General features: G+C 58.8%; 8 protein-coding genes. 5 read left to right on the forward strand and 3 right to left on the reverse strand.

The annotated features are described in order from the left end of the window. Positions 1–374 precede the first annotated feature (374 nt). On the reverse strand, positions 375–1,625 hold the full coding sequence (locus ADICEAN_RS17560; RefSeq protein WP_236612950.1) for a serine hydrolase domain-containing protein: 1,251 nt from the start codon (positions 1,623–1,625) through the stop codon (positions 375–377). Positions 1,626–2,104: 479 nt separating this feature from the next. Here ADICEAN_RS17560 and asnB point away from each other — a divergent pair, with 479 nt between their 5' ends. The 3 genes from asnB to ADICEAN_RS17575 all read left to right on the forward strand — a co-directional run bounded on the left by asnB (position 2,105) and on the right by ADICEAN_RS17575 (position 9,042). Next, a complete protein-coding gene (gene asnB / locus ADICEAN_RS17565; RefSeq protein ID WP_009196999.1) occupies positions 2,105–3,769 on the forward strand; it encodes an asparagine synthase B in 1,665 nt (554 codons plus the stop codon). A gap of 364 nt (positions 3,770–4,133) precedes the next feature. Continuing rightward, positions 4,134–4,769 (forward strand): dioxygenase family protein, encoded by a 636-nt coding sequence (locus ADICEAN_RS17570; protein WP_009197000.1) that lies wholly within the window; start codon positions 4,134–4,136, stop codon positions 4,767–4,769. A gap of 133 nt (positions 4,770–4,902) precedes the next feature. Then, positions 4,903–9,042, forward strand: a complete 4,140-nt coding sequence (locus ADICEAN_RS17575) for an ankyrin repeat domain-containing protein (protein ID WP_009197001.1) — start codon at positions 4,903–4,905, stop codon at positions 9,040–9,042. Positions 9,043–9,278: 236 nt separating this feature from the next. Here the strand turns inward: ADICEAN_RS17575 and ADICEAN_RS17580 are convergent, their stop codons facing one another. Then, positions 9,279–9,728 (reverse strand): hypothetical protein, encoded by a 450-nt coding sequence (locus ADICEAN_RS17580; RefSeq protein ID WP_009197002.1) that lies wholly within the window; start codon positions 9,726–9,728, stop codon positions 9,279–9,281. Between the two features lie 282 nt (positions 9,729–10,010). Here ADICEAN_RS17580 and glsA point away from each other — a divergent pair, with 282 nt between their 5' ends. Both glsA and ADICEAN_RS23610 read left to right on the forward strand, forming a co-directional pair. Further along, complete coding sequence (gene glsA, locus ADICEAN_RS17585; RefSeq protein WP_009197003.1) at positions 10,011–11,417, forward strand: glutaminase A; 1,407 nt, start codon at positions 10,011–10,013, stop codon at positions 11,415–11,417. Between the two features lie 14 nt (positions 11,418–11,431). Further along, complete coding sequence (locus ADICEAN_RS23610) at positions 11,432–11,563, forward strand: hypothetical protein (RefSeq protein ID WP_262486197.1); 132 nt, start codon at positions 11,432–11,434, stop codon at positions 11,561–11,563. A 78-nt stretch (positions 11,564–11,641) separates the two neighbouring features. On the opposite strand, the gene ADICEAN_RS17590 is transcribed toward ADICEAN_RS23610, so the two are convergent. Continuing rightward, positions 11,642–12,254: 7-carboxy-7-deazaguanine synthase QueE (locus tag ADICEAN_RS17590; RefSeq protein WP_040397968.1), on the reverse strand; the 613-nt coding region annotated here is incomplete at its 5' end.

The following is a 12,254-nucleotide window of genomic DNA, read 5'->3' on the forward strand; positions in this document are numbered from 1 at the left end:
AGGGGGATTGTACATTTTTTATCGAAAGCCTCAGTTACTCGCTTTAATCCTTATCGATAATAGCTGGGAACTACTTGAGAAATGCAAACCTATTTCAATCCCCCTACGCCCCCTTCGCCAAGGGGGATTCATACCGTTTGGAAAATTCCGAATATAATAAACCCATAATTTATCTTACAGTAGGACTCATTACTGAATCTAGTTACCTCATCCATTCTATAGCCCTATGGAATGGCCACCATGGAATGGCCACCATGGAATGGCCACCATGGAATGGGTGCCCGGCTAGGGGCGCCCGGCTAGGGGCGCCCGGCTAGGCTTAGGTAAGGTGCTTAACTACCTTCATCAATCTTAAGATCCCTCTCCTTCTGCTCTTAAGGGGCGGGGTCGCCCCCCTCTAGCTGCTCCTCCTCCTGTTCGCTGCGGCTGGCAGGGCTGGGGCTGGCGGTGGCAATGCTGCCGGCCGGCCGGGCCTCCGGCCGGGCCGGGTGCAGGTATTCCTGTAGTTCCTTTACAAAGCGCAGGCTGCCGTTGGGCACATTGCTGAGCACTATAAGGGCGCTGTGCTCTTTGGGGTTGCGCAGCATATAGGTGGCGTAGCCGTGCCACAGGCCGGCATGGTACACCACGGTATCGCCGCGCTCCAGCTCCCGGATACGCCAGCCAAAGCCATAATCTTCATCGCGCTTGCGCTTGCGGCGGGTGCCGGTAAAGGCTTCTTCCAGCGTTTGCTGCTTTACCAGCTTTTGAGTATACAGGGCCTGGTCCCATTTGTACAGGTCTTCTACGGTTGAATAGACTCCCTTGTCGCCCAACACGCCATCCAGGTAATCGGGCGTACGCAGGCGGCGCCCGCCGGTATAGCCGGTGGCCACATTGCTGCGCTTTTCAAGTTCTTCCGGGCTAAAGGTAAAGGTGTTGTGCATCTTCAGGGGGGTAAAAATGCGCGTCTGCAGGTAACGGGCAAAGGGCATGCCGGCCACCTGCTCTACCACCGAGGCCAGCAGGGCATAGCCGGTATTGCTGTAATCAAAGCGCACATCGGGCTGGAAGTAGGGATCGGGCTTGTGGGCGGCCATCAGGCGCAGCACATCTTCATTGGTCATGTACTGGCTGCGGTCGGGCCAGAGCTTGTCACTGAAATAGGTATAGTTGGAGAGGCCCGAGCGGTGGGTGAGCAGCTGCCGGATGGTAATGCCCCGGTAGGGAAGGGTGGGCAGGTGGTGGTGCAGGCTGTCGTCATAGTCCAGGCGGCCCTCCTCCTTCAGCATCATAATGGCCATGGCCGTAAACTGCTTGGAGACAGAGGCCAGCTGAAAAACGGTTTCGGTGCTCAGGGTGTCTTTTTTCTTCAGATCGGCATAGCCAAAGGCGCCCCGGTACACCACCTGGTCCCACTTGGTCACCAGCACGGTGCCGTTAAATCCTTTTTTGCGGTGCAGCTGCTCAAAGATGGAGTCCAGCTCCTGGCCCAGCTGGCGGGCACTGGCGGCCGTAAACCAGGCCGGTACCACCAGCTGCTGGCTGGTATCTACCTGCTGGCCGTCGCCCTGCAGCGTACTGCCGGTAGGAGCAGACAGGGGGTCGCCGTTGCGGTTCTGACAGGCGAAAAAAAGAAAACACAAAAAAATAGTGGCGAGGATGTGGCTCCTCGTACATGTGCCGATGCGAAAATTCATAGCTAAGATAGGTTCTGCAATAATCGGGGGTTATGGATATGGCTTGAACATCAGGCTTTTGATGTAAATTCAGAAAAATTCAACTTTTTACAAAATTGACTAAGTGCAGGCGGGTGGTTTTGGTTTAAGGGGGTAGCCGGGTGGGCGAATGAAAAAAGCAGTACTGCCAAAAATTTTTTAGCAGCCCCGGCACCCCCTGGCAGAGCGTCTTTGGTTAATTTCAATCGATTACGGAAAAAGTACAAACCCCACGCGGGCCCCGGTGCCCTCTGCAGGCATTGTAGGTGTGTGGGCAGAAGGGTATATTTGGTAAGGAGGCCAGGCATGAGCGGCTGCTTCGCCGGCTATTTTTTAGGCCGGCCGGCAAGCAAGCGCCCCCTCCGCTCTGGTCCTGTTTTTAGCGTTTCCCCTAACCCTCTACGCCCATGTGTGGAATTGTTGGCATTTTTGAGCTGAAGCAAAACGCTGCCCAGCTGCGGGAGCAGGCCCTGCAACTCTCGCGCCGGCAGCGGCACCGCGGCCCCGACTGGTCGGGTGTGTTCCTGAGCGAGAAGGCCATACTGGTGCACGAGCGCCTGGCCATTGTTGATCCTGCCTCGGGTCGCCAGCCCCTCTACAGCGCCGATGGCACGCTGGTGCTGGCCGTAAACGGCGAAATCTACAACCACCAGGAGCTGCGCAAAAACCTGGCCCAGCCCTATGAGTTTCTGACCCAAAGCGATTGTGAGGTGATTCTGGCGCTGTACCGGGAAAAGGGAACCGCATTTCTGGAAGACCTTAACGGCATCTTTGCCTTTGCCCTCTACGATCAGGAGAAGGATGTGTACCTGATCGGCCGCGATCATATGGGCATCATTCCCCTGTATACGGGCTGGGATGAGTGGGGCAACTTTTACGTAGCCTCCGAGATGAAATGCCTCGCCGGTGTGTGCAGGCGCATAGAGGAGTTTTTGCCCGGCCACTACCTCCATAGCCCGGAGGGGGAGATGAAGAAGTGGTACCAGCGCGACTGGACCAGCTACGAGGCCGTGAAGGACAACACCAGCGATGTGCAGCTGCTGAAACGGGCGCTGGAAGATGCCGTGCACCGCCAGCTGATGTCGGATGTGCCCTATGGGGTGCTGCTGTCGGGCGGGCTGGACTCGTCCATTGTGTCGGCCGTGGCCAAGAAATTCTCTGCCCGTCGGGTAGAGAGCGGCGACCTTCAGGAGGCCTGGTGGCCGCAGCTGCACTCTTTTGCCGTAGGCCTGCAGGGCTCGCCCGATCTGGCCGCTGCCCGCAAGGTGGCCAACCACATAGGCACCGTGCACCATGAGGTGCATTTTACACTGGAAGAAGGGCTGGATGCCCTGCGGGATGTGATCTACCACATCGAAACCTATGATGTGACCACCATTCGGGCCTCTACGCCCATGTACCTGCTGGCGCGGGTGATCAAATCCATGGGGGTAAAGATGGTGCTGAGCGGCGAGGGGGCCGATGAGCTCTTTGGAGGTTACCTCTATTTTCACAAAGCGCCCAATGCCCGGGAGTTTCATGAGGAAACGGTGCGCAAGCTGGGCAAGCTGCACCTCTATGACTGCCTGCGGGCCAACAAATCGCTGGCCGCCTGGGGGGTAGAGGGGCGTGTGCCCTTTCTGGACAAGGAGTTTATGGATGTGGCCATGCGCCTGAACCCGGCCGATAAAATGGCCGGCGGCGGCAAGATCGAGAAGTGGATATTGCGCAAGGCCTTTGAAGACTACCTGCCCCCGGAAGTGGCCTGGCGGCAGAAGGAACAGTTTTCGGATGGGGTGGGCTATGGCTGGATTGATACCCTCAAAAAGATAACCGCCGAGCGGGTAAGCGATGAGCAGCTGAAAAATGCCCGCCACCGCTTTCCCCTCAATACCCCCACCACCAAAGAGGAGTATTACTACCGCAGCCTGTTCAGCGAGCTGTTTCCCGGCGATGAGGCCGCCCGCTGCGTTCCCTTTGAAAAATCAGTGGCCTGCAGCACCGCCATTGCCCTGGAGTGGGACGAAGCCTTTAAAGCCCTGCAGGACCCCTCGGGCCGGGCGGTGAAAAGCGTGCACGATCAGGCCTATTGAGAAAAGGGGAGAACTACACTAGAATTCATCTCATAAATACCTTTGATTAAGGTCGTCATCCCGGCAAAGGCCGGGATCCCTTACCTTTAATGGTAAAAATAAGCCAGGTGGTCTCCAATTATGGCAGATCCCGGCCTGCGCCTAGGCGGCCCCACCGGGATGACATGTGGAGTCAACCTGTTTATGAGATAGCTTCTAGCTACAGGCACTGTGCCAGGTCCATCCCCCTCATGTGAGCGCAAGAGGGGGTGGTAGCACGGGCCCTGGCAGCAGCTTAGGCCCGCTGGCAAGGCAGCCGGCTGCCCCACAATAGGGCCCCTGCCCCTACGTTATGGATGTAGCATCCCCTATACCCCCTGCTCGTATGGAAAAGCCCCTTCTGTTTCTGCTGCTGCTCTTGCTTGCGACCAGCTGCAACGGCCAGCCAAATCCGCAAATGGCAGCCCCTGCTGACCGGCCCGTGGGCGGCCCCTGCGAGGGCTGCGAAGCGCTGTATGAATGGGGCAATAAGGTGCTCAGCCCTACCGATACCCTGCCTGACTTTGGAGAGGAGGGCACCCGGCTGCTGCTGACAGGCATCATCTACCAGCCCGATGGCAAAACACCGGCTGAGGGGGTGATCCTCTACATTTACCACACCAATGCCCAGGGGCGCTACCCCACCCGGGGAGATGAAGAGGGCTGGGCCCGCCGCCACGGCTATCTCAGGGGGTGGATTAAAACCGGCCCCGATGGCCGCTACCGCTTCTATACCCTGCGGCCCGGCGCCTATCCCGGCCGCACAGAGCCCGCCCACATTCATGCCACCCTTAAACCGCCGGGCTACAGCGCCTATTACATCGATGATTTTGTATTTGCCGACGACCCCCTGCTGACAAAGGCCCAGCGGGAGCGGGCGCCCAGGGGAAGCTCCGGCCTGCTGCAGCTCTGGCAAGAGGGGGCGCTCTGGCTGGGCGAGCGCGATATTGTGCTGGGCCTGAACATCCCCGGCTATGACTAAGCTGTTATCTCATAACTAGCCTGGTTCCACGCGGCATGCCGGCGCAGCATCAGAAATAGTTCTGAGGAGAGTGGCTCATTTGTAGGCTTTTAGGATAACAAAGGATAAATTTATCCCTTCATCCTCCCGCTTTATGAAGCATTGTGTTTCCGGCTGCCTCCTTCTGCTGCTCAGCTGCTGCCTGTTTGCGCATGCACAGCAGCCCGGCCCCGTACCTGCCCTGCTGGAATGGCACAGCCGCTACAACATTGAACAAATGGCCTTTTCGGCCGATGGGCGCTATTTTGTAACCATTGGCGATGATAAGAGCGCCATTATCACCGATCTGAAAAAGCGCATTCCCCTGAAGCGTATCCGGGGGGTAGAGGCCTCTTTTTTACGTACACACCCCACAGCTCCCTACTTTTATACCAGCAGCACAGCCGGCGATAGCCTGCTGGTGCACAAGCGCAGCTTTCCTTCCGGGGCCATTGTGGGCACTACGTTGGTGCCGCAGCTGCCCGGCTGCCAGCTGGCCACTCCCCGCTTGCTGGAGCTAAGTCCTGCCGGCGAAAGCCTGCTGATTCCCTACAGCTGTAAGGGTACCAAAACCATTGTGGAACTTTCGGCAGCGGGCCAGGTGCTGCAGCAGGTGGGCGGCCTGCCCGGCGAGCAGTACCTGAATGCCCTGCTGAAGGAGGGAGAAACGATCTGGGCAGCCTGCAGCCAGGGCCTATGGAAGCAGCAGGGAGGGGTGTTTGCCCGCAAGCTGAGCCCCCCGGGCACCGGCAATTACTTTGCCAACATGCGCCTGCAGGGCGATACCCTGGTGCTGCTCTCCAACCAGCAGCTGCTCTGGTACAGCCCCCGGCAGGAGAAGGTGCTTAGCAGCCGCTCGGTAGCGGATTTCTTCAGCCAGTCGGATGCCGAGATGGGCCGGGCGCTGCGCATGCGCTTTAACCACCCCTTTGTGCTGGACCGGCAGGGGGCGGTCTGGCTGGCCAATACCCGTAGCGTCGGACGGGGCGCCAGTGTGAAGAACCGACCTTATGGCCTGGCCCGGGTGCTGGGCGATATCACCTACCCCCTGCAGTCGCCGGAAGTGAGCTCTCTGGAGCGAACAGCGGTAGACCCCCTGCTGGCGTACCATGCCGGCAGCGAGCTGTTTGCGCTTCTGGTGGGGAAAGAGGTGCGCTTTGTAGACCGCCGGCAGGGCGATCTGTTTACCATTGGCACCCACCAGCTACCCATTGATGATTTTTACTTTACCGATACGCCCGGCAAGCTGCTGCTGCTCTCCGGCACATCCGCCTCCAACCCGGCCTTTTTGCTCAACCTGGCAAACAGCCGGCTGGAAACGGTAGGCCCCATATTTGAAGACCTTTACCAGTACCGCCCGGGGGCTTACCGGGAGTATGAGCGACAGGCGGCTGGCGAAAAGCTCTACCGCCCCTCACAGCAGACCTATCGCCAGGCTTCCTATTATGCACATCAGAAGGGGGCACATCTTCGCTTTTCCAACCGGGACTCCTGCCGGATTGAGCTGCCCGGCGGGCAGACGGTCCTCTTTGAGGGGGGTGATCAGCTCCAGCTTCTGGAGGCGGGGGGCAAGCGGGCAAAGCGCATCAGGCTTGAGCTGCCCTCCGGGCAGGAGACCTTTCTGAAGCGCTACGAGTACCATGCCGAAAGCCGCCTGCTGGTGCTTTACTTCGCCACCCGCATGCATGGCGATTTGTATGTGAATGCCGTAGATCTGGCTAAATTTAGCCTGCTCAGGAGCCTGAACAATGCGGTGGGCTACAGCGATGCTATCTGGCTGATGCCGGATGCCAGGCGCTATGTGCGCAGAGAGGGGATCTATTCGCTGGCGGATGATGCCCTGCTAAGCCCCTTTCCGGATGCTGTTGCGGGAGGGGAGCACTATGTGCTGAGCACCGATGGGCGCTATCTCTGCTACAGCATAGCCGGCTATGAGCGCCCCGACCGGCTGGTAGCCTGGGACCTGAAGGAAGGCAGAGCCCTGGAGCTGGGCCGCCAGTATGGGGTATCCAGGCTGCAGGCCGATCCGCATTCCGGCCTGCTCTACAGCCTGGGCCAGGAAGGCATCCTGTCGGTTTGGGATCCGGCGCGGGGAGGCAAGGTGGTGGATATTCTGCTGGATGGCCGGCCCGATGTTGAGGAACTGGCCGCTGTAAATCCCAGCTACCTGCTGCTGATGCCCGATGGCCACTACATGGGCGACAATGCCTATTACAGGATGCTAGGCCTGCCGGGCGAGGAGCTGAGCTACTCCATTGCCGAAATGGATGCGCTCTTTCACCGTCCGGATAAAGTGCTGGCCGCCCTGGGCTATGCCGATCCCGACGACATAGCGCTGCTGAAACAGGGGGCCGACCGGCGGGCAAAGCGCTACTCCTTTCCGCAAAGCGGCGCCGATATCCGCATCCTGGCGCAGGAGCAGCTACCCTTCTTTAGCCCCACCGCTACCGTTTCGCTCAGGGCCGCCCTGCCCAAAGGGGGCAGCCCCGCAAAGGGCATCCGGGTGTATGTAAACGGCACGGCCGTAGAGCCCCTGGCCCCGCTGCCGGCAGGGGGGGTGTTTAGCACTTCGCTGGAGCTGGTGGATGCCGTTAATCACATCCGCCTGTGTCTGGTAGATGCAAAGGGACTGGAAACGCCCGGCGATTACCTCTTTGTGAACAGCACACCCGCCCGGGCAGGCACGCTCTATGTGATCACCATAGGGGTATCGGCCTATAAAGAAAGCCGCTTTGATCTTAAATACGCTGCCAAGGATGCGCAGGACCTCAGCGAATTCTTTAAAACCGTAAGCAGCTATGAGAAGGTGGTGGTAGAAACCTTTAGCAACGAGCAGGTGACCAAGGGGCTGCCGGAGCGCATTGGTACATTGCTAAAGGCCGCTACAGCCCGCGATGTAGTGCTGTGCTACTTTGCCGGCCATGGGGTGCTGGATGCGGCCAATACCTACTACCTGGCCACCCATGGCATGAACTTTAACAAGCCGGCGCTGGAAGGCATCCCGATTGAAACCCTGGCCGGAGTGGTGGCCGGCAGCGCCTCCCGAAAAAAAATGATCTTTATTGATGCCTGCCACAGCGGACTTGTAGATGACCTGCTGAGCCCGGCCGATAGCGTGCATGTGCCCCAGGAGGGGCAGCGGGCAGTAGCCATCCGCGGAGCGGCACAGGTGAGCGACCCGCCCCGCGCATCAACCCTCCATTTTGCCTTCAATCATTTTAACCAGGGCCAGGGGGTGGATATTCTGGCGGCCTCTTCGGGCAATGAGTACGCCTATGAGCTGGGCAGCCTTAAAAATGGGGTGTTTACCTACAGCCTGCTGCGGGCCCTTAAAACAGGCGAGGCCGATGCCAACCGCGATAAACAGGTCTCGCTGGCAGAGGTGAAGACCTACATTGCCACCATGACCCGCCAGCTGACCAGCGGCGCCCAGCGGCCCAATTTCCGGCAGGCCAACCTCTACCAGGACATCAGCCTGCTCAAGCAGGAAGACAGCTACCTGAGCCGCCTGATGGCAGCCGCCCGGGCCGGGGAGCTCAAGACGGTGCAGGAGCTGATTGAGTCGGGCGAGGTGGAGCCGGATCAGAAAGACAAGCAGGGATTTACCGCCCTGCACTATGCCTGCCGGGAGGGGGCCTATGCGGTTGTTCGCTACCTGCTGGAGCAGGGGGCCGATCTCAGGCTGACAACGGATTTTGGTGTTTCTCCCCTCTACCTGGCGGCCTTCAATGGCCATGCCCGCATTGTGTATTACCTCATGCACAGGGGGGCCAGCCCGCAGCAGGAGCTCCACGACTGGCAGCTGGCGGAGATCCAGGCCAAAAAGGATGCCCAAACGCTGGAGGTGCTGCAGCAGTTTGAGCGGCTGCAGAAACAGGAAGAGCGCTACCAGCAGTTGGCACAGGCGCTGGCCGGCGGCGATCTGCAGGCGGCCGAGCAGCTGTACGGAGCCGGGCCCCTGCAGCTGGACTACCGCTCGCTGCTGGAGGGCATCCCCGCCATCATGAGCGCCATACCCCAGGGGCAGCTGGCGGCGCTGGAGTGGATGTTGAAGAAAGGGGCCAGCCCTAATGCGGCCAGCCTGGGCGAGGGCTTTACCCCCCTGATGATTGCCGTGGTCTATGGCCAGACGGAGATGGTGCGGCTACTGCTGAAAAGCGGCGCCGACAAGGCCCGCACAGATCGCTGGGGCAATACGGCCCTGGAATATGCCCGCCATTACCAGAATGAAGAACTGATCGGCCTGCTGCAATAAAACGAGAGGGGTGTGCCCGGGCGGGCGGCCGGCAAATTGCCCGGCAATAGCAGCTTGCCCGGGCAGGCTACTTCTCAGGTTATCTGCGGCCCGGCGCAGGGACCAAAAAAAGCGAGGCCCCCTGAGGAGCCCCGCCTTGGTTGAAGATACTAAAAAATTTGGAGTCAGCTGCCTGAAAAATGAGGGTGGAAGCCTCAGGCAGAAAGTACATTGGGTAAGCAACTAAGGCCGGAGTGCTACTCCTGATCTTCTTCTGCTGTTTTGTGCAGGCGGGATACTACCTTGCCTTCTTCGTCAAAATACACCAGCAGGCCGGGCTGAGCAGTCGCCTGGGCATCCGCAGCAGCAGTTTCAGCGGCAGCGGCATCCCCCTGAGCTGTAAAGGCAATCTCATACAGCAGGCCGGAGGTTGGGCTTTGGGTATTGGCTACGGGTTGCAGTTCGGCAGCGGCCAGTATGGTCAGGTTGCTAAACTCGCCGCTCACCAGCTGCTCCTGCACCGCCTCGGGCAGGTCTTCTACGGCTATCACACGGCGCTCGGCCTCTTCCAGGGTATTGGATAATCTATCGTAGGTAATGGTTTGCTCTGTTGATACAGGCTCCTGCTCTTGCTGTGGAGTGGTTTGTGCAAAGGCTACGCCCATTCCAAAGGCCAGGGCTGCAAAAGTTAATACGGTCTTTTTCATGTGGTATGTCAAGTTTAAAAATTACATCTGCCAGCTCTAAATAGAAAAACTGTGCCAGAAAACTCCTCAACACCCTAAGCTGCTTGTATCCAGCAGCTTAGGAATTTTGGGGAATTTTTGGCCCTGGGGAAGGCTGGGGATTGCCGCAACACACTGGGGTAGAATTCCGCTCCAAAGCTGTGGAATCTCCCCCTGGCCAGCTCCGCCCCGGCAAACAAAGAAGCATTGCCTGCTATTGAGCAAGCTGGCAGAAGTAGCAGGCTGCCGCCTTACCTTTAGGGGATGCTGGCACCCTGCGCCTATCCTTCTGCCGGCTTTGCCGTATCACTTGTAGATGGGCTGCGCAAAGGCCCAAAACTACACATCCGCATACCCATGAAAGACAGAGCCCCGAAAACACGCGCCAGCAAAAATACCCCCAGCCCGGCAGAGAAAGCAGAAGCCCGGGCGTTGCCAGATGATCTCCAATCCCTGTTTGATTCGCTGGATACCCGCAAAAAGGGTACTCTTAACAGGCAGCAGCTGCTGGGCCGGCTGCAGGATGCGGGTATCCAGAGCGACGACGCGCGTCTGGAAAAAAAACTGGCCGACTTCCTGCGCAAAGATGCCAAAAAAGACCCCGGGGAACTGGATGCTGCCTCCTTTGCCGAGCTGCTGGAGGGCCGCAGTCAGGAGCTGGTCAAAAAGGCGCTGCTCAACCAGCTTAGCATTCCGGATTTTAAGCAGCTCTGCCAGGATGTGGAGAGGTACTATACCAAAACCAAAAAGATTACCGAAGGGGAGGCCGGTAGCAAGGCTGAAGCCAAATGCTACGGCATTTCAGTTTGCACCATTGACGGGCAGCGTTTCCGGCTGGGCGATCATGAGCGGAAATTCATGCTGCAATCGGCCTGCAAGCCCATTAATTATGCCATTGCCCTGCACGAAAGGGGCGAGCAGACCGTACACCGGCACGTAGGCCGGGAGCCCAGTGGCAGGGGCTACAATGGGCTGGTGCTCAACCAGGAGGGCCTGCCTCACAACCCCATGATCAATGCCGGCGCCATCATGACCTGCTCCCTGATCAAGCCTGAGCGTAGCGTTGCCAAACGGCTAAAGCATGTACTGGACATCTGGTCCCGCCTGTCAGGCAATACGCCGGTGGACTATAATCGGGAGATTCATGAAAATGGCGATATGGGCTCCAGCCGCAACATGGCCCTAAGCTACTACATGAAAGAAAAGGGGGCCTTTCCGCAAGATACGGACCTCTACAAAACCATTGAGTTTTACCGCAAAAGCTGCTCCATAGAAGTAACTACCGATCAGCTGGCGCTGGCTGCCGCTACGCTGGCCAATGGCGGGCGATGCCCTACCACCGGCGATAGCATCTTTAAGTCAGATGATGTACGGGATTGCCTGAGCCTGATGCTCACCTGCGGCATGTACGACTACTCGGGTGAGTTTGCTTTTCTGGTGGGCCTACCGGCCAAAAGTGGCGTATCAGGTGCGCTGATGGTGGTAGTGCCGGGCCTGATGGGCATTGCCATTTATTCACCACCCATCGACGACCATGGGAATACGGTACGCGGGGTGGAATTTTGCAAGGAGCTGGTAAAGGAGTACAGTTTTCATGTATACGACCATGTGGTAGACCCTGCCCATGAAAAGAAAGATCCCCGCCGACCCCGCCGGCAGGAGCAGCAGTAAGGGACCCTGGCGCTTTGCCGGGCCTCCAGCAGGCTAACCTACTGGTCCGGGGCATTACGGTAGACGCCACTACTTTTGACAAACGTGCCCCCATGCCAAAGACCGCCGGGACCGCACCTCCCTGGGCCGATGCGCTGCAGGAATAACACGCCAAGCTAGCAGCCTTGCCTAGGTGGAACGGCGCAAGAGGGGGGATTGATAATGGTAGTTGAAGACACTTTAAGCTACTCCACATTCAGCAGCTTGTGCGTTTGGGCGCCTACGCGCCAGGCGGGGTCCTGCAGCGCCAGGGTTACGGCCAGTTGGATGGATTCTTTCAGGCGCGGGCCATCTTCGGGCTGCAGCCACAGCAGGGGTACCAGCTGGCCGGAGCGCAGGTGCTTGCGCTGGCGCAACAGAAATTCCTGAAAATCGCGGGGCTGGTAGCTGGGCACCACCAGTTTGAGCTCATCAAAATACTCCAGCGCCAGGTGCTGCTGGCCCAGCTTGGGGCTGCAGGCAATCCAGTCGGGCGGCAGCAGCTGCTGGCTTTCGGCATCCCAGCAATTCTTCTGCAGCGCTACAGTACCGTTCGTCTCAACGGCAATCTCATACCCTTTTTCGTGCAGGGCTTTGATCAGGGGGGCGTCAATGTGCAGAAGGGGTTCGCCGCCGGTGATCACACAGAAGCGGCACTGGGTTTCATCCAGTTGGGTAATGGCCTCCACCAGCTCGGGCAGGCTGTAGGCGGTACTGCCTTCTTTTGTAAAATCGGTATCGCACCACAGGGGGCAGGAGGCGCCGTGGCGGGCAGCATCGCGCTCCCGGTCCCGGGCATAGCCCGACCAGAGGTTACAG

It is taken from the genome of Cesiribacter andamanensis AMV16, assembly GCF_000348925.1.
GTDB classification, from domain to species: Bacteria; Bacteroidota; Bacteroidia; order Cytophagales; family Cyclobacteriaceae; genus Cesiribacter; species Cesiribacter andamanensis.

Excerpts from the sequence above, each read along its gene's own strand:
- ADICEAN_RS17575 (WP_009197001.1), top strand. The coding sequence starts at position 4,903 with ATGAAGCATTGTGTTTCCGGCTGCCTCCTTCTGCTGCTCAGCTGCTGC.
- ADICEAN_RS17580 (WP_009197002.1), bottom strand. The coding sequence starts at position 9,728 with ATGAAAAAGACCGTATTAACTTTTGCAGCCCTGGCCTTTGGAATGGGC.
- ADICEAN_RS17570 (WP_009197000.1), top strand. The coding sequence starts at position 4,134 with ATGGAAAAGCCCCTTCTGTTTCTGCTGCTGCTCTTGCTTGCGACCAGC.
- glsA (WP_009197003.1), top strand. The coding sequence starts at position 10,011 with ATGCTGGCACCCTGCGCCTATCCTTCTGCCGGCTTTGCCGTATCACTT.
- asnB (WP_009196999.1), top strand. The coding sequence starts at position 2,105 with ATGTGTGGAATTGTTGGCATTTTTGAGCTGAAGCAAAACGCTGCCCAG.